Source organism: Glutamicibacter sp. NPDC055354 (assembly GCF_053644955.1).
In genome coordinates this window covers 1,753,181-1,769,862 of record NZ_JBSHMB010000001.1, presented here as the reverse complement: position 1 = coordinate 1,769,862, position 16,682 = coordinate 1,753,181, and the positions used below count along the sequence as shown (strand labels likewise).

The window sequence follows — 16,682 nt, the reverse complement described above, 5'->3', positions numbered from 1 at the left end:
ACCTCAAAAGGATTTCCCAGCCAATAATTGTTTAGGGTGCGCTTAGCGTTGAAGTACTGCTGGCCGTGGCAAACCGTTAACCAGGTTTGAGGGCCAGAGCGGATCGAAGGTGAGAACCTCAAAATCCCCGGACTCGGTCAGCAGCATGGTGTCCTCAACTTTGAACGCCAGACCATCGCGTGCTGCACTGGGATTGAACGCAAAAGCCTGGTTCAACTGGAAGAGATCAGTTGCTCCTGGGGTGAGCCGGGGATCTCGACCGTTGTAGCCGGCAATGCCGCCTTGATGATGCAACGACCATTCCCCGGCATCGAAACCATGCTCCGGGTAGGATCCCTGGATGACGGGCAATAATTCACCGAGAACGCCGCCAGGGCGAATTGCCGCAAGGATATCTGCCTCGACAGCCAGGATGTCGTCTTCGCCAGAGAGTTCCTGAGGCGTCGGCGCACCGAATCGCACCCACCTGGTGATGTTGGCAATGAGCCCATGACGTCTTACGCACAGCACTGCCATGGCTTTGCCTCCGAGCGGGGCCGCGGTGGGCAGGGGGTGCCGGGCTGTGGCACGTGAATCGCCGCTGACCAAGGCAACGAGCACTTCGCCTCCTTGGGCGACGGCTCCAGCTGTCAGCTTGGCTGCCACGTCGAACTCGGAATCATCGCTACGGGCGGCCGACAGCACTTGGGTCATGAGCGCAGCCGTGTCGCGGCAAAGAGCGCGATACCTATTAATCTCAGTTTCATTGAGTGCTGAGCGAAGGACTCGCAAATCGGACTCGATTTCCCGCTCGCTGAGGATCTTTTGTCCGCTCGCCGCTGGAAACCATTCTCGGACATTGTCGAGATCCTGGTACCAGGCGGTGACATGCACCGAAACTTGTTCCACGTTGCCGAGCTCTTCTCGCTGGATCCGTGCAGCTTCACTCACGGACGTTGCAAGCTCGCACCCCTGGGCATGAACCAGAACCCTGGCAATGGGTGGTGCCGCAAGAGATACGTGCGTGCGGGCACCGCCCAAGAGCCAGGCAAGCGAAGCGGGGGTTGAGAGAAGCAGATACTGCCCATCGCGGCTTCTGATGAGCTCGACCAGTTGGGCATGCTTCTTTGCGTATTCATGAGTGGCGGTGGTGGGCACAATCAGCCTTCCTTGGAACCTGAACCGTATTTTCGGGCTAGCAGGGCGACAGTCTGCACCGGGACCCTCCCATCAACCACGAGTACTCGTACCTGGCGGGTTATCGCTTCCTGAGGGTCCAGCACAACCGGTGTAGACCAGGCCAGCGAACTGCCGACACCCGGATATCCAGAACTGCGAACAAACCATGGGTCATCATGCTCACTGCAGAAAATGATGGTGGCATCCCCGTGGCCTTCAGCAAGATCAGCCAAAGCCACCGAGTCCGAGGAGAACGTGGCACTGAAAGCGAGCCACGGACTGTGCACACCGTGGACTTGCGATTCCCCGGAAGCCGATTGGGTAAAAATCTGTGGATCAGCGATTGGCGGCAGACGCCAGAAGAAACCTCCGTAGCCGCCGTTGTGACGGCCGTTGGTACCCGGAGAGCCAAGCGACACCTGGCGTTCGCGCGCCGAGAGCCTGAAACTGAAATCCAGGCTCCAGCCGGTGATGGCGCTTTCATGGTCCTCAAATGCATTGAGCTCAATCGAACGGTGCTCATCCAGCAGGATTTCCTGTTCGTGGCTGACCCATTCGAGCTGCGAATCCAAAGCGCTGCCATTGCGGGCGAACGCATTGGACGCTGTGCGGATATGTCCATGGTCCGCGCGCCATATGTAGCGTGAGGCGTCGCGGGTGTAGGTGCGCCCTCCCCAGAAATTAGTCCCGTTCACATCTTGCAATGCAACCCCGACACCTAGATGCCAGGTGTGGTCAAGCGGTTGCTGCTCACTGACCACAACTCCGTTGAAGGTCTTCAGGTTATCCAAGAAGGGACGCGGTGAATTGGTGCGGGAAATATCTTCTCCCGTCCGCAACTCCGCAAGGGTGCCCTGCTTCCCCGTTGCGGGATTGATCAGCGACAACGAGCCACTGGTTTTCGCTGGCAAGGCCCAAGGCGCTCCGAGTGAAGAGAAACTGGACTGCGCCGCCACCGCCCGGTCGATGAATCGTTCGATGTTCGGTATCACTGGGTGGAAATCTGCTCCATCCCCGGCAGGGATAACCTGCTCTTCTGCGATCTGAGTTGGAGCATCCGAGGTCCGTATCTGCTCGAGGACGCGCATGAAAGCACCGGCCGACGCCAAAGAGCTCAAGAGTTCAGTTTCGCTGCCGTTGCGCACCTCGACGAGGTTCTCGAGAAGGTTGACTCGTCCGAAAATTTCAGAAGATTCTGGAAGCCCCAAGTCCGGGTTGGGCCGAACCAGCAGCTCATCACGGGTGTAGTACAACGTTGCGGTTCCCTCGGTGCCATAGATGGTGATCCATGGATCCTGCTGTTCACTGGCGCAAACGGTCAGCGCGGCAATGACGGGGATTCCGGTGCTCGTTTGCACGCGCACCACGGAGGTATCGTCTGCTTCGATGCTGTGCGCGTGATACAGCTCAGTGGTCAGGTGGGCGACATCCTGGGCTTTGCGCGCTCCGGCGATGTGCAAGGCGCTGGCGACCGCGTGGGCCAGGGGATTGGTCACTACACCGTCGGCAATCTCGACGCCGTCGAGTTTCCGATGTCCTGCCCAAGGCGAACGTGCATAGTAGCCCGTGGTGCGGAGCCAATTTCCACTGGCACCCACCGCACGCAGGGCCCCGATGGGAGAGTTCTTCGCGTTATCGGCGAAGAACCCATCTATGGTTTTCAAGGCTGTCGAGCCAAGGGCCTGGAACCCTACCTGCACGTGGGCGCCAGCATCGGCCGCGGCTTGCAGTAGGCGTGAATACTGATCCAGGGTCGCTGTCGGCGGTTTTTCGAGGTAGAGATCTGCACCTGTACGCAAGGCCTTCATCGCCAGGTCGGCATGCGTACTGATCGGCGTTGAAATAATGATGATGTCCGGGGTTAATCCGGAGCTGAGGAAAGCATCAAAGTCGGCGAACACGTGCGTGTCCTTGCCGCGAATCTCTTTCCCGGGATCGACCGGATCGATGCCGGCAAGGAACGTGATTTTCTCCTCGGCTGCGAGTCGATGGATATTTGCCAAATGCTGGCGTCCGAATCCGTTCAGACCAATCAGCACCACCGCAGGAGCAGTTGGCGCTGCCAGGGCACTAGTCGTTGCAGATCCCGCTGCGGTGGCTTGCTGATTCATCGTGTTCCTTCAGAGATATTCGAATTCAGATCAGTTTAATGCGCTGGCCGGCTGAACGCCCGCAGCTTGCTCAAGGTGGGGCAGTACGAGAGTTTCGTAGCGCTGGGACATGGTTGCCAAGGTCAGCGCGGAATCCTGCTGGTTGATCTCGTCATTGAAGATCTCGACTTCAACTGGACCTCGGTATCCAGCCTGTGACACCCATCGGGAAATCGCCGAGAAATCGATATGGCCGTCGCCCATCATGCCTCTGGATTGCAGTGCATTGCTGGCAATCGGCAGATTGAAATCACAGATCTGGTAGCTGGCCAGGCGATGGTCAAGGCCTGCCCGCTGGATCTGCTGCTGCAATTGCGGATCCCAGAACACATGGAAGGTGTCAACAACAACGCCTACGGCCTTGGTTGGATAAGGACTGGCCAAGTCCAGGGCCTGTCCGAGTGTGGAAAGCACCGCTCGGTCGGCGGCATACATTGGATGCAACGGTTCTAGCACCAGCCGAACGCCGTGTTCCAGGGCGATGGGAACCAGCTCTTCCAAGCCGCGCGCGACGCGATCGCGAGCCGCGACAATGTTCTTGTCTGCTGGATCCCCGGTGCCGCCCAGAATATGCGCGGCCGACGGCAAGCCGCCCACGACCATGATCAATTCATTGGCGCCGATGACGGCAGCTTCCTCGATGGCCTGCCGGTTCGATGCCAGCGCGGCAGCTTGGGCTTCGGCCGAAGGTGCAGTGAGAAAGCCGCCACGGCACAAGGTGCTGGCTTTGAGCCCTGCCCCAGCGATGATCTGGGCTGCTGGCCCAGCGCCACCGGCCTCGGCAAGCAAATGCCGCCACGGACCAATATGGCTCAGGCCCGCCTGCGCTGCAGCTTCGGCGGCTTCGTGGAGGCTGAGATTCGGGGTAGTGCCGGTATTAAGCGATAGTTCGAATGTCATGACACACCTGTCAGGGACGAAGTTGTAGTTTTGATTCCAGAAATTGCCAGGAGCTGTTCCATTCGCTCAGCAGCCAGATCAGGGTTTTGCAACAGGCCAGCGCCATCAGCGAGAACGAATGTGCGCACCAAATGCGGCAGGGAACGTCCGGCGTGCAGCCCGCCGATCATCTGGAAACCGCTTTGGTGCCCATTGAGCCACGAAAGGAAGGCAATCCCGGTCTTGTAGTAGAACGTTGGGGCGCTGAAAATATGCAATCCCAGCTCTCTGGTGGAGTCCAGGATCTTCCGGCCGCGTTCTGCGTCGCCTGCATCGAAAGCCTGCAAGGCCGTTGACGCAGCGGGATAGATGGCGGCGAAAATTCCCAGCAACGCATCGGAATGCAGTTGCCCGTCACCGTGAATCAGCTCGGGATAGTTGAAATCGTCGCCAGTGTAGAGGCGCACTCCAGCTGGCAATGCGGCACGAAGCTGTTTCTCATGCTCGGCATTGAGCAAAGAGACTTTGACGCCGTCGATTTTCGACGCGTGCTGCTCCAGAATGGACTGGAAAACCCCGGTGGCTTCTGCCAAATCCTGTGTTCCCCAGTAGCCGCTCAACTGTGGATCGAACATGTCGCCAAGCCAATGCAGGATCACTGGCTGCTTGGCAGCATCGAGCAAAGTCGCATACACGTCCAGATAATCCTGCGAGGTGCGCGCAGCCTTGACCAGGGCCCGGGAGCACATCAAGATCGCCTTCGAACCTGAATCTTCAACAAGGCGCAGCATCTCCAAATAAGCGTTGGTGACTTCAGCCAGCTGGCCCGGCTGGACAGTGTCTGCCGACAGCTGGTCCGTGCCGACACCGCAGGCGAGAATATCCCTGACGGTGAGCCCGGCCAAGGCCGGGTAGCTGTTCTTCTGGAGAACCCCGGCCGCTTCGATCGCCGATCGCCTGATCAACTCGCAGGTAGCCGCGTAGTCCAGCCCCATGCCTCGCTGCGCCGTATCCATCGCATCGGCGATACCCAGCCCGTAGGACCATAGCTCGTGCCGGTAGGCCAGCGTCGCATCCCAATCGATGCTTGCCGGTGCGCCAGGCGTATTGTCTGCTCCCATGAGGGGGATGACATGGGCTGCGGCATAGGCCTTGCGCGAGGAAAGCGGGGCAGACGGCCGCTGGAATTCTCCGGGGCCTTTCAACCGATAGGAAAAGTTCTGCCCGTTTTCGTCAATGAGTGTCAATTCGGGCAAGGATGCGTAGCTCATAGCGTGATCTCCGGGATATCGAGGGTGCGTCGTTCGGCGGCTGACTGCAATCCCAAAGCCGCCAGCTGGACACCGCGAGCTGCCGAAAGCAAGCCATACTGGTGTTCGCGTCCCGCTGCGACGTCGGCCAAGAAATCTTCCCACTGCAGCTTGAAGCCGTTATCCAGGTCGGCATTGGCGGGAACTTCCATCCACTGGTCGCGGAACGACTCAGTGACTGGCAAATCGGGGTTCCAAACAGGCTTCGGAGTGTGGGCGCGTTGCTGGGCAACGCACTTGTTCAATCCCGCGACGGCGGAACCGTGGGTGCCGTCGATCTGGAATTCCACCAGTTCATCGCGGTAGACGCGCACTGCCCACGAGGAGTTGATCTGCGCAATTACTGCATCGCCGGAAGGAGTTTCGAGTTCGAAGATGCCGTAGGCCGCATCATCTGCGGTGGCTTCGTAGGCTTCGCCTCGTTCGTCCCAGCGGGTAGGGATGTGGGTTGCCGTGGTCGAGGTGACGGACTTGACCTTGCCGATGATTCCTTCAAGGACGTAGTTCCAGTGGCAGTACATGTCGGTGGTCATCGATCCGCCATCCGCAAGACGGTAGTTCCAGGAAGGCCGCTGCGCTTCCTGGATGTCTCCCTCGAATACCCAGTAGCCGAACTCGCCGCGCATTGAGAGAATGCGTCCGAAGAAGCCTTCGTCGACCAAGCGGCGTAACTTCACCAGGCCGGGCAAGTAGAGCTTGTCGTGCACGACGCCGGCGGTAATTCCCTTGGCCTGTGCCTGGCGGGCGAGATCAACGGCCTCTTCGAGGGTTTCAGCGGTCGGTTTTTCGGTGAAGATATGCTTGCCTGCCCCGATGGCTTTCGACAGCGTTTCGTAACGCAAGGAAGTCATGGACGCGTCGAAAATGATGTCGACACTCGGGTCATCAATCAGGGAGTCAAGATCGGTGCTGTAGTGCTCAACCTGGTGCTTCTGAGCAAGTTCGCGCAGCTTCGCTTCGTTACGTCCAACGAGGATCGGTTCAACGGTCAGCTTCGAACCGTCCCCGAGAATGATTCCTCCTTGGTCTCGGATAGGAAGGATTGAACGCAGCAAGTGCTGGCGGTATCCCATGCGGCCGGTGATGCCGTTCATGGCGATGCGTAGAACTTTTGTTTCTGTCACTGGGGTCTCCTCAAAACGGGGAATGCGTAAGGGAATAGAATGGGAATGCGCTTTCCACGATAGTGAGGTGTAATTGGAGTGTCAACCATCACGTTCGCGAAAGATAAGCTTGTGCCAAGTTGCAGAGAATGATAAGGATTTCAGATGGCTGTTCGACTAACTGATGTGGCTAATGAAGCCGGAGTTTCCCTGGCGACCGCTTCGCGAGTGCTCAATGGGTCAGCGCGCAAGCCGGCTGTGGAAATCTCGGATAAAGTGCGTGCTGCGGCTGAAAAGCTCGGATACTTCCCCAATGCCCAAGCGCAAGCGCTTGCCAGATCCACCACGAAGCTGATCGGCTTGGTGGTCAGGGACATAGCCGACCCCTACTTCTCTACCATCGCCCGGGGAGTGCAGCGCTCTCTTGGTGATAGCGGTGTCCAGCTGCTTTTGGCCAGCACGGAGTACGATCCCGAGCGGGAAATCGAAGCCGTTCAGGCATTCATGTCGCAACGGACGGACGCTATCATCCTATCGGGATCGCGCAGTTTGGGCGAGAATGGGCAGTTGCTGAAACTGATCGAGAATTATCAGGAAAACGGTGGCCAGGTCATGATTATCGGCCAGCCCATGACCGATATGGGCGGCATACAAATCGACAACGAAGCAACTGCCGAGCATCTGGCGGCCGAGCTGATCAGTGCCGGCCACCGCAGGTTTGTCGTATTGGCAGGGGAAGCGAATCTGCTGACATCGAGGGACCGTTCCAACGGGTTCCTGGAGAAGCTGAAGCGCAGTGGCCTGGATGCAGAGGAAGTTATCAGCGGTCCCTTCTCGCGCGAGGGGGCCTATGTTGCAATGAGCGACTACCTCAAGCAGCAGAAGTCGGCAGGCGGTGTCCATCGGGTGTGCGTGTTCTGCGTTTCGGATGTCATGGCCCTGGGAGCCATTCGGGCGATTCGCGAAAACCGCTTGCGTATTCCCGAAGATATCGCTGTGGTGGGATTCGATGACATCCCGACCCTTATCGACATTACGCCCACGGTCAGCACTGCTCGACTTCCTCTGGAAGAAATCGGAAAATGGGCTGGTGAGATGGCGCTGAACCACGGCGAACTGCGGAAGATTGTGGTTTCCGGTGTGCCGGTCCTGCGCGAGTCCACGCAGCTGGCTGACGGTCAGTAGTGATGTTCATTGGGAATCGTGCCATGCGAAAACTAACTGACTTGATTCCCGAAACCCCTTGACCAGTGACCGCAATCACACCTAGATTGTTTGGCAAGCGCTTTCCACAATGAAAAACCAGGTGTTGCTTGCAGGATGGCCTCGCATCACCACCCCACCCAAGGAAGATTTTCATGACTCAGCAGGTATGCACGAGAAAAACTGGACGGAAATTCGGTCTGCGGCTAAGCAAATCAGTTGCAGTTGTGGCGGTAGCCGCTCTGGCCCTCACTGGCTGTGGCGGTAGCAGCGCTGCCGACGGTGAGGACGGGAAGATCCAGCTTCGTTTCTCATGGTGGGGCTCGGATTCGCGGGCCCAGGCAACCAATGAAATTATTGAGGCTTTCGAAGCGGCCAACCCGGACATCGATGTCCAAGGCGAGTACTCCGACTGGAGCGGCTACTGGGACAAGCTCGCAACACAGGTTGCCTCCAACGATGCTCCGGACATTATCCAGATGGACGACAAGTACCTTCGCGAATACGCGGACCGCGGCGCATTGCTGGACCTCGAAGGCGTAGATGTTTCCAAGTTCGAAGACGTTGCCGTTCAAAACGGTACGACCGATGCCGGCCTTGTCGGCATTACCACCGGAATCAATTCCTTCACATTGACCGCCAATCCAAAAGTCTTAGCCGAAGCTGGCCTGGAAGTTCCAGATGACAAGACCTGGACGTGGGATGACTACCGGACGATCACCGAGACGGTGAGCCAGAAGCTCGACGGCAAATATGGAGCCGAAGCCCCGAACGAACCGGCCGGGTTGCAGACCTGGTTGCGTCAAGACAAGAAGAATCTGACGAGCTCGGATGGATCACTCGGATTCTCGCCTGACGATCTGGCCAAGTACTTCCAGCACCACAAGGACTTGATGGATAACGGTTCTTATCCAAAGGCCTCGGTCCTGGCGGAAAACCAGAATGCAGGTCCAGACCGTTCTATGACAGGCACGGGAGTGGCAGCCTTCGGCATGTGGTGGAGCAACCAGTTGGGAGGCCTTTCCACAGCGGTTGGTTCGGACTTGGTTCCGCTGCGACTGCCAAGCCACACCGGCAAGGCTGAGGACAATGGTCTTTGGCACAAGTCGTCAATGATGATGTCGGGGTATGCTCGCACCGAACACCCGGAAGAGGTCAAGAGATTTGTTGACTTCATGGTGAATTCGCAAGAAGCTGGCGCGCTGAACCAGATGGACCGCGGGTTACCTTCGAACACCGAAGTGCGGGAACAAGTCGTCTCAAAATTGGATTCAATCGAAGCTTCTTCTGCAGAATTCGTGACGAGCTTGAAACCCGAACTTCAGAGCACGGAACCAATCCCGCCAATGGGGTTCAGTGCGGTTCAGGATGTCCTCTACCGTTATGAAATGGAAGTGTTCTTCGAGCGCCAGAGCGTAAGCGACGCGGCGCAGAATGCCTTCAAGGAAATCGAAACTGCGGTAGCCCAATAGCTGAACGAGAATCAACCATCGTTCTTGCGGTCGTTGCAATCCCTGGATCCCGGGGATTGCAACGGCCTTTGCGCGTTCGAGGGAAAGTTCATTCTGCTCCTCCTTCAACTCTCTGCGCGGTGCAATCCTTGAATTCGCCACGGCGCGTGCCGTACAGGGCTGCGGTTTGAACCAGGGCTTCCAGATGCCTCATAACCTTGTTCGGTCGTGATCTGCGCCCAAGCAAGCCTCTCTAGCCATTTGCGTGCGACGAGTCGCGAGTGCACCAGCAACCGGGATGCGAGGCGCCAGCGGCCGTTGAACTTTCCAGAGCATGGCCTATCGGAAGGGTGCTGCCAATCAGCTGGAATCCCGCAGAGGTGAATTGCCATTGGGTTCCTGCTTTCTTCCATCCATTGCCAGAGGTAACCACACCGCGGTGCCCGCAGTTCTGGGCCGCAAAGCTGCTGGCTCGACCTTGCCGGTGATCGGTTTACGGCACCTGCGGATTGCAGGTCGAACCCCGCCAGCTCTGCGGCCAATGCGGGGAGCACAAAGTATCCTGAAAACTAAGTGCAAGAGGAATGGAAAAATGGCATCTGGACTTTTGGCAGTAGACGGCGGGCAGACCGGAATCAAGCTGAGATTCGAGCAGGATGGCGACACTGCAGAATTAGCGCTTCCCGGTGTGCAAACCCATGAACCCGTCCTGCCCCAACTGGCACGCGCCATTAACCAAGCTGCCGCTGCCGCCGGATGGGAGTGCAGCACCGTGAGCGTAGGCACCACAGGCCTGGTGAAAGCCGAACATGATGCACGGCAGCTCTACGACCTCATCGGATCCAGCGCTATTTCCCATATTGCGCTGGCCCACGACTCGGTGACCAGCTATCTCGGAGCGCTGGGAGAACGCCACGGCGCTGTCGTTGCAGCCGGTACCGGTGTCGTCACCTTGGCGGTAGGCCCCTGCTCGGTGGCCCGAGTTGATGGATGGGGCCACATCATGGGTGATGCCGGCAGCGGCTATTGGATTGGCCAGAAGGCAATGAACGCGGCCATGCGCGGCTTTGACGGCCGCGGGCCAGCTACCGCGCTGACCGGGGAACTCGCGAAGCGCTGGCCCGATCTCTCCGAAGCGTATATTGACTTGCAAGCGATGCCGGACAGGGTGGCCATCGTCGCCTCTTTTGCGCAGAGGGTTGCCCAGTTGGCCGCGACCGATGAAATGGCGGCGCGGATCTGCGCGCTCGCCGGTGCAGAACTGGCCAGCTCCGCAGCAACGGCATTGCGCCGCGCGGGGCTGGAACAACAGGCCGGAGCGATTCCTGTCGCAGCCATCGGGGGAGTGCTCGCCGGCGAATTCGCCAGAAGCAGCTTCGTGCGGGAGCTGCACCTGCTGGTCCCTGCCGCGCAAGTCCAGGATTCGCCGGGAAATGGGCTGGACGGAGCCCGTGCATTGGCCCTCCTGCCAGCGGACCACGCCTTGCAAGGCCTCGTATCGCGCTTTCGCGCCCAGCCATAATACGTGGGCAGCGGTGATAACTGGCCATCAAATAGGCGCAGGCAATCAATAGGTGACAAGATTAGTGGAGAACGTCGTGATTATTAAGGAGTCATCGTGAGTTTCCGAGTCGGTCCCGTAGATCTTGTCCCCGAAGGCGAATCGTTGCTGGTTGAAGCCAAAGACAGCGGCGCAAGCGAAGACATCGCGATCTTCCACGCCGAAGACGGCAACTTCTACGCGCTGCAGGATGAATGCACCCACGAGGTCGCTTCGCTTTCCGACGGCTGGCTCGAAGACTGCAGCATCGAATGCCCCATCCACTCCTCGACCTTCGACCTGAAAACCGGCAAGGTGCAGTGCATGCCAGCCACCGTGGACGCCCGGACCTACAAGGTGGACGTCGTGGACGGCTTCTTGGAGCTTGAAATCTAAATGCCTTCCGTGCACATCATCGGAGGCGGGGTCGCGGGGTACGCACTGGCCCGGCACCTGGTGCAGCAGCAGTACGCCGGATCCATCAAGATCAGCGATGCCCAGGGCCTGCCCTATGATCGTCCGCCGCTGAGCAAGTCCCTGCAGGTTGAACCGTTCGCACCGGTGTCCTGGTACCAGCACCATGGCGTCGGCCTGATCCAGGAAGATGTCCAAAGCCTGCAACTGCCGCAGTCCGCTGACGACTGGGTAGTGCTGGCTACCGGCACCACGCCCAAGGCATTGGATGTTCCCGGCGGGCACCATGCGCTCAGCCTGCACAGCGCAGCTGACGCCGCCCGCATATCAGACGTCCTGGAATCGGGGATGTTCGGCCAGCGGGTGCTTGTCATCGGAGCGGGGCTGGTAGGGGCCGAGTTCGCGTCCACCGCCAAGATGTCCGGGGCACAAGTCACCTTGATTTCCAGCTCCGACGCACCTCTTGCCCACGTGCTGGGCCACGAACTTGCCGAACAGCTGCACGCGGATCATGCCAACCACGGCATTGCCACCTTGACCGGTGCGGTGACCGAGCTCGGCCCCAACTATGCAATGGCCAATGGCCAGCGCCATGATGCGGAGCTGATCGTGGCAGCCATCGGCGTCGAACCCGAAACTGCGCTCGCCGAGCAGCTGGGCCTGGAAGTCGACGACGGGATCGTGGTCGACGCGCAGCAGCGTTCTGCCAGCTGCCCCCAGGTGCTGGCTATCGGCGACGTCGCCCGGGAGGAAAACCAGCCCCGTGCGGTGCACTGGGAAGCTGCCATGGAAGATGCCGCCCAAGCGGCGGCAACCATCATGGGCACAGCCGCACCGAAGCGTTCGGTGCCATGGTTCTGGAGCGACCGCCACGAAATGCACGTGGAAACGGTGGGCGACTTCAGCCAGGCCGCCAGCACCGTGACGCGCCTGAACCGGCGAGGCAAGATCCAGACGGTCTTCGGGCTCGACGCCAAGGGCGCATTGGTGTCCGCCTCGATGATCGATGGCGGCCTGATGGCCAAGGCCGCGAAACGGCTCATTGCGAAATCAGCCACCCCAAGCATTGAACAATTGAAGGACCCCCTGACGGGTCCGCGCGAGTTAGGCCGGTAAGAAACTTATGAATGCAGCCGAACCACTGAAGGTTCCCGCGGCCCTGCAGACGCCCACCAAACGGGTCGGCCCTGGCTGGATCGCTGCGGTTGTCATTGTCCATATCGGTATCAATGTCGGCTTCTTCGCACCGATCCAGGTACTGCTCGGATTGCACGCCGAACAGCTGGATGCCAGCCAGAAGAACGCGATTCTCTCGCTGGTCACCGGCGTCGGCGCGGCAGTCTCGCTGGTGGCCAACCCGCTGTTCGGCGCGCTCAGCGATCGCAGCACATCGAAATTCGGGCGCCGCATCCCGTGGGTGTTCTTTGGAACTATCTGCGCTGCGCTGGCCCTGCTGCTGATGTCGACCTCGCAAACCGTGAGCACGCTGGTCATCGGCTGGGCGCTGATGCAAGCTGCCGGCAACGCCGCGCTGGCTGCGATCTTCGCGGCCATCCCGGACAAGGTGCCGGTAGAGCAGCGCGGCATGGTTGGCGGGCTGGTGGCCTTGGGCCAAACCTGCGGTTCGCTGATCGGTGCCGTGATCGGCATGGTCGCTGCGAGCAACCTGGTCTTCGGCTACGCCATCGTCGCTACCGCCGTGGCCATTTGCTCCATTCCGTTCGTGCTGATGCGCCAGGATGTTCCGCTGCCCAAGGGAGCACTGGAGCCTGTCAAGCCGCTGGAATTCGTGCGCAGCTTCTGGATCAACCCGGTCAAGCATGCCGACTTCGGATGGGCGTGGCTGACCCGGTTCTTGCTGTATCTCGGCTGCCAGCTGTGCCTGGTCTACCTGCTGTTCTTCCTGCAGGATGCCATCAAGCATCCAGAACCGGCCCAGGGCGTGCTGGTGCTGACCGCGATCTACGCCTTCTGCGTGATCTTCTCTTCGGTGATCTCCGGCAAGCTCTCGGACAAGGACGGCAAGCGCAAGAAGTACGTCATCATCTCTTCGGTCATCGTTGCCGCCGCGGCCGGCGTGCTGGCGACGGCAACGTCCTTCGCCACCGCCATTGTCGCCGCAGTGCTCCTGGGCATCGGCTTCGGCGCCTACCTGGCGGTGGACTTTGCGCTGCTGACCCAGGTATTGCCGAACGCCGATTCGCGCGGCAAGGACCTGGGCATGATCAACATTGCCAACTCGCTGCCGCAGGTGGTCGCCCCGCTGATCGCCTGGCTGGCGGTGAGCTGGTTCGGCGGCTACCCAACCCTATTCCTGTGCTCTGTGGTGATCAGCCTCCTCGGCGCCGTGCTGGTACGCCAGATCAAGAGTGTTCCGTAGGTCCTGGACGAAGCATTCCCCAGCGTCGCGCACCGAGCGGAACGGAAACGGTGCGGCACCGGGAACTGGTGGCGGAAAAACGCCAAGGGGACGCCAACCGGGCCGTATGATGAATCCAGCGAACCGCGATAATGAGGAGCAGGTGCGGCTGAATGTCGATGAACGAATCCGGGCGGGAGAGCCGTGCAACGCAGCTTGATGGCATAGACCGCAAACTGCTGGCGTTGCTGACGAAGAACTCCCGGCGGACCAACAACTCCCTGGCAGAGGAGCTGGGCATAGCACCGTCCACCTGCCTGGCGCGGTTGAATGCCTTGCGCGATTCGGGAGTGATTTCGCGCTTCACCATCGAAGTGGATCCGCAGGTTCTGGGCCGGGAGCTCGAAGCGCTGATCTTCGTGAAAATCCGTCCCGGAGCCCGTCACCTGATGTCGAACTTCGCTACTGACATGCGCAGCAAACCGGGGGTGCGACAGCTGTTCTTCCTGGGCGGCGCTGACGACTTCGTCCTGCACGTAGCGGTGCGCAATTCTTCGGATGTGCGCCAGTTCGTGCTCGATAACCTCTCGGCCAATCCGGCCGTGGCCACCACCCAAACCTCCCTGGTATTCGAACATGGCCACGGCAGCGGAGAGTACTAGGCCCCATTTTTAACCGATTTCCATCTCGCCCATGTTCGCAGGAACAACCCGCAGCCCTGCGTTGGTCGAAGAAACATGCTAAACTTGATGTTCTTCTCTTGGCATGGCTGCGGCCCGTTGGCAGCTGGGGATCGGTTCTCCAGACAAGCAACGGACCCCACCGCAGCTGCGACTGAAAGAATGGGGAGGTCGAGAAGATAATGCATTTTGACGCAACTGTTGTCACCGCACTGGTGACCTTGATTGTTCTGGCCATCGCAACCGTTGTGCTGGTGATCCGGTACAAGCGCACCCACCAGGCAGAAATCCGCCAGGCCCTGGTTGCCAAGGCCCGGAAGCGCGGCGTTGCCTCGCCGGAAGACCTGTCGAACCACGATCTGGTACTGCAGATCCGAGCGGCAAAGCGCCAGCGCAAGCAGGATGGGCAGGACCTGAAGACCGCATAGGGTTTGCATCCATGCGCTGACGATGCTGAGCCCCAGTCCATTTCCGGACTGGGGCTCAGCCGCGTCAAGGGCGCTTGGGCGGCCGCTGGCCCCGTCTTTATCCAAAGCTGATGAACCGGTAAATGGCGTCGGGAATAAACGGCAGGTGCCAGCGGAATGCAGGCAGGTAATTAACCTCGCGCAATTCCGGGAAACTATGTCCCCGGTCACCAGAAAAGCCGATTTAACCCCTGAATCATGCGGATTGCATCACAGGGGCATGTGGGGTTCTGAACAAACCACTTCTCAATAGATAAATGGTCGGAAATGATGGATATGACTGGAAATGCAGCAGCGTTAATTCTTTAGGAGCAACAACAATGGCCTCGATCCCACTCGGTGAAGACATCCTCTTGGCACGCCACGGCGCCAGCATCGTCAAGCTCCGCCAGGATCGGAAGAACCGCACCACTGTTGCCCATCTGCGCGGTGGAGCCACCGATACGGCCTCGAACCTGCTCACCGCACCAGTTCCCGCATTGACCCCGGCAGCCAGCTTCACCCAGGGCGCGGCTCGCTACCTCAACGATGAAGCCGAGGTTAGCCGCGGCGAAGTTCGTTCGCTGGTCAAGATCTCGCTCGGCTTTTCTGCCATCATGGGCATCGTCTTCGGCGGCCTGGTCTTGGCTTTGTACAAGGTCGGCGGCAATGAAGCTCTCCAGTCGCTGAGCTACATGGGCGCAAGCCAGTAGCTCTCGCAAGCATTTCCAGGAAAACGGGATTCCGAGGCAACTCGGGATCCCGTTTTCCTGTTTCCGGACCAGGTGCTTACTCCGAGGCCGGGCTTGCGGCAAGTCTCGTATTTCTTGCCCTGCAGGCATAGGATGGCGGCAACGGGAAGGACGGGAGCAGGCCATGCGTTTTGTTTTGGAAGTTAACTTCGATACCGAGAACATGCAGCTCAAGCCATTGGAGGAGCTGCAGAAGATTCTGCGCGACTGGTCGACGAACATCACGATGTTTCCGATCGTTGCCGGCGCCCAGGAAGATGTCTACGACTCGGATAACGAGCAGGTAGGGGAGTGGGCAATCCTCGACGACTAGCCTCGCCGTCTGGAGAACCACCCGATGGCATACCCCGCGGCCAGGGTAATGAGCAGGACAAGCCACAGCGGGGCCGTGGAATGGATCAAGAAGAATTCAACGCGGACGAAGGCCCGGTTCTGCAGCATGAAGACCACCGCGAGGATCACCAGTGCAATAGCTGCCCATTGCCTGGCGCTAAGCCCCTTCTTCGGCGGCCGCTGCTCCGGATAGCCCATGCTCAGCTTCCGTTCGCCAGCAAGCCGGCAACGAGAGCCGACAACCCGCGCTGGAACGAATCGTCGCTGGTATCAAGCTCTGATCGGCGTTGCGCGGCCACAGCCTGGGTGAAATGCGGAGTGAGATCCTGGTGATTGCTGGTGTCGAAAATGTCATGCGGAGCGGCCGTATCCATGGCCGAGCCGAAGATGAATGATTCCAGTGCGACAATCGTCGGAACAATCTCGTTCTCTGCCATGCCGAAGTCTGCCAGCGCTTCGGCAACGCGCTCGTACATTCCCAAGGTGCGCGGCGAATCGGAGACGGGCAGTACCGCGATGACCGGAATCAGGGGAATGTGCCGCGCGAAGACGTTCCGGTAGCTCGTAGCCCATTGAAGCAAAGCCTGCTTGGTATCGGCTTGGTCGAATACCGAGGTGTCGATATCGGCCATGACCAGTTCCTGGATCCACTGCAGGAGGTCGTGCTTGGAATCGACGTGGTTGTAGAGGGCCGATGGAGAGACGCCCAGGGATTTTGCCAGCCGCTGCATGGTCAGGGACTCGTAGCCGTCCCCGGAAACAAGTTCCAGCGCGTGCTCGGTAATGCGCTCCCGATTCAGCACCGCCTTGCGCGGGCGCCCGGCTCGCCTGGCTTCCGTTTCACTCATGCGGACCTCTTCCTGACGTGGGGTGCTTCACAACTGGATCTTCGTACCCTATGCTA

At 59.4% G+C, this 16,682-nt stretch carries 17 protein-coding genes; 10 read left to right on the top strand and 7 right to left on the bottom strand.

The features are described from left to right. Positions 1 to 42 precede the first annotated feature (42 nt). Genes ACWICV_RS08265 through ACWICV_RS08245 form a run of 5 tightly spaced genes read right to left on the bottom strand, consistent with a single transcriptional unit; the run spans position 43 to position 6,591 of the window. Positions 43 to 1,137, bottom strand: a complete 1,095-nt coding sequence (locus ACWICV_RS08265) for a M24 family metallopeptidase (RefSeq protein WP_454090477.1) — start codon at positions 1,135 to 1,137, stop codon at positions 43 to 45. A 2-nt stretch (positions 1,138 to 1,139) separates the two neighbouring features. Continuing rightward, positions 1,140 to 3,269 (bottom strand): DUF6807 family protein, encoded by a 2,130-nt coding sequence (locus tag ACWICV_RS08260; RefSeq protein ID WP_454090478.1) that lies wholly within the window; start codon positions 3,267 to 3,269, stop codon positions 1,140 to 1,142. 30 nt (positions 3,270 to 3,299) lie between these two features. Beyond that, positions 3,300 to 4,208, bottom strand: a complete 909-nt coding sequence (locus ACWICV_RS08255) for a sugar phosphate isomerase/epimerase family protein (protein WP_402473559.1) — start codon at positions 4,206 to 4,208, stop codon at positions 3,300 to 3,302. Further along, a complete protein-coding gene (locus ACWICV_RS08250) occupies positions 4,205 to 5,443 on the bottom strand; it encodes a dihydrodipicolinate synthase family protein (RefSeq protein WP_454090962.1) in 1,239 nt (412 codons plus the stop codon). The genes ACWICV_RS08255 and ACWICV_RS08250 overlap by 4 nt, the downstream gene beginning before the upstream one ends. 11 nt (positions 5,444 to 5,454) lie before the next feature. After that, positions 5,455 to 6,591, bottom strand: coding sequence for a Gfo/Idh/MocA family protein (locus tag ACWICV_RS08245; protein ID WP_365943759.1), 1,137 nt, complete (start codon positions 6,589 to 6,591; stop codon positions 5,455 to 5,457). Positions 6,592 to 6,765: 174 nt separating this feature from the next. Between ACWICV_RS08245 and ACWICV_RS08240 the strand changes: the two genes are divergently transcribed. The 10 genes from ACWICV_RS08240 to ACWICV_RS08195 all read left to right on the top strand — a co-directional run bounded on the left by ACWICV_RS08240 (position 6,766) and on the right by ACWICV_RS08195 (position 15,758). Next, positions 6,766 to 7,785, top strand: coding sequence for a LacI family DNA-binding transcriptional regulator (locus ACWICV_RS08240; protein ID WP_359185465.1), 1,020 nt, complete (start codon positions 6,766 to 6,768; stop codon positions 7,783 to 7,785). Positions 7,786 to 7,958: 173 nt separating this feature from the next. Next, positions 7,959 to 9,275, top strand: a complete 1,317-nt coding sequence (locus ACWICV_RS08235) for an ABC transporter substrate-binding protein (protein WP_105661977.1) — start codon at positions 7,959 to 7,961, stop codon at positions 9,273 to 9,275. 571 nt (positions 9,276 to 9,846) lie between these two features. After that, complete coding sequence (locus ACWICV_RS08230; RefSeq protein ID WP_454090479.1) at positions 9,847 to 10,776, top strand: N-acetylglucosamine kinase; 930 nt, start codon at positions 9,847 to 9,849, stop codon at positions 10,774 to 10,776. 96 nt (positions 10,777 to 10,872) lie between these two features. Beyond that, positions 10,873 to 11,190 (top strand): bifunctional 3-phenylpropionate/cinnamic acid dioxygenase ferredoxin subunit, encoded by a 318-nt coding sequence (locus ACWICV_RS08225; RefSeq protein ID WP_105656303.1) that lies wholly within the window; start codon positions 10,873 to 10,875, stop codon positions 11,188 to 11,190. Next, on the top strand, positions 11,191 to 12,324 hold the full coding sequence (locus tag ACWICV_RS08220; protein ID WP_105661974.1) for an NAD(P)/FAD-dependent oxidoreductase: 1,134 nt from the start codon (positions 11,191 to 11,193) through the stop codon (positions 12,322 to 12,324). 7 nt (positions 12,325 to 12,331) lie between these two features. Next, complete coding sequence (locus tag ACWICV_RS08215; RefSeq protein ID WP_332487544.1) at positions 12,332 to 13,588, top strand: MFS transporter; 1,257 nt, start codon at positions 12,332 to 12,334, stop codon at positions 13,586 to 13,588. Positions 13,589 to 13,740: 152 nt separating this feature from the next. Then, positions 13,741 to 14,229 carry an Lrp/AsnC family transcriptional regulator gene (locus ACWICV_RS08210; protein ID WP_105661972.1) on the top strand — a complete coding sequence of 163 codons (489 nt, stop codon included), beginning with the start codon at positions 13,741 to 13,743 and terminating at the stop codon, positions 14,227 to 14,229. Between the two features lie 200 nt (positions 14,230 to 14,429). After that, positions 14,430 to 14,675 carry a hypothetical protein gene (locus ACWICV_RS08205; RefSeq protein WP_105656307.1) on the top strand — a complete coding sequence of 82 codons (246 nt, stop codon included), beginning with the start codon at positions 14,430 to 14,432 and terminating at the stop codon, positions 14,673 to 14,675. Positions 14,676 to 15,034: 359 nt separating this feature from the next. After that, on the top strand, positions 15,035 to 15,406 hold the full coding sequence (locus ACWICV_RS08200; RefSeq protein WP_402473556.1) for a hypothetical protein: 372 nt from the start codon (positions 15,035 to 15,037) through the stop codon (positions 15,404 to 15,406). Between the two features lie 163 nt (positions 15,407 to 15,569). Continuing rightward, on the top strand, positions 15,570 to 15,758 hold the full coding sequence (locus tag ACWICV_RS08195) for a hypothetical protein (protein WP_454090480.1): 189 nt from the start codon (positions 15,570 to 15,572) through the stop codon (positions 15,756 to 15,758). Here the strand turns inward: ACWICV_RS08195 and ACWICV_RS08190 are convergent. Next, positions 15,755 to 15,976: a lipopolysaccharide assembly protein LapA domain-containing protein gene (locus tag ACWICV_RS08190; RefSeq protein WP_402473555.1), complete on the bottom strand. Its 222-nt coding sequence runs from the start codon at positions 15,974 to 15,976 to the stop codon at positions 15,755 to 15,757. The two genes, ACWICV_RS08195 and ACWICV_RS08190, sit on opposite strands and share 4 nt — an antisense overlap. 2 nt (positions 15,977 to 15,978) lie before the next feature. Beyond that, the gene (locus ACWICV_RS08185) at positions 15,979 to 16,626 is read right to left on the bottom strand and encodes a TetR/AcrR family transcriptional regulator (RefSeq protein WP_105656310.1); all 648 of its coding nucleotides are present in this window, start codon (positions 16,624 to 16,626) and stop codon (positions 15,979 to 15,981) included. Positions 16,627 to 16,682 lie beyond the last annotated feature (56 nt).

Bases quoted from the DNA above. Each gene is read 5' to 3' on its own strand.
- ACWICV_RS08260 (WP_454090478.1), bottom strand. From the start codon at position 3,269: ATGAATCAGCAAGCCACCGCAGCGGGATCTGCAACGACTAGTGCCCTG.
- ACWICV_RS08255 (WP_402473559.1), bottom strand. From the start codon at position 4,208: ATGACATTCGAACTATCGCTTAATACCGGCACTACCCCGAATCTCAGC.
- ACWICV_RS08245 (WP_365943759.1), bottom strand. From the start codon at position 6,591: ATGAACGGCATCACCGGCCGCATGGGATACCGCCAGCACTTGCTGCGT.
- ACWICV_RS08240 (WP_359185465.1), top strand. From the start codon at position 6,766: ATGGCTGTTCGACTAACTGATGTGGCTAATGAAGCCGGAGTTTCCCTG.
- ACWICV_RS08235 (WP_105661977.1), top strand. From the start codon at position 7,959: ATGACTCAGCAGGTATGCACGAGAAAAACTGGACGGAAATTCGGTCTG.
- ACWICV_RS08230 (WP_454090479.1), top strand. From the start codon at position 9,847: ATGGCATCTGGACTTTTGGCAGTAGACGGCGGGCAGACCGGAATCAAG.
- ACWICV_RS08220 (WP_105661974.1), top strand. From the start codon at position 11,191: ATGCCTTCCGTGCACATCATCGGAGGCGGGGTCGCGGGGTACGCACTG.
- ACWICV_RS08215 (WP_332487544.1), top strand. From the start codon at position 12,332: ATGAATGCAGCCGAACCACTGAAGGTTCCCGCGGCCCTGCAGACGCCC.
- ACWICV_RS08210 (WP_105661972.1), top strand. From the start codon at position 13,741: ATGTCGATGAACGAATCCGGGCGGGAGAGCCGTGCAACGCAGCTTGAT.
- ACWICV_RS08205 (WP_105656307.1), top strand. From the start codon at position 14,430: ATGCATTTTGACGCAACTGTTGTCACCGCACTGGTGACCTTGATTGTT.
- ACWICV_RS08200 (WP_402473556.1), top strand. From the start codon at position 15,035: ATGGCCTCGATCCCACTCGGTGAAGACATCCTCTTGGCACGCCACGGC.
- ACWICV_RS08195 (WP_454090480.1), top strand. From the start codon at position 15,570: ATGCGTTTTGTTTTGGAAGTTAACTTCGATACCGAGAACATGCAGCTC.
- ACWICV_RS08190 (WP_402473555.1), bottom strand. From the start codon at position 15,976: ATGGGCTATCCGGAGCAGCGGCCGCCGAAGAAGGGGCTTAGCGCCAGG.
- ACWICV_RS08185 (WP_105656310.1), bottom strand. From the start codon at position 16,626: ATGAGTGAAACGGAAGCCAGGCGAGCCGGGCGCCCGCGCAAGGCGGTG.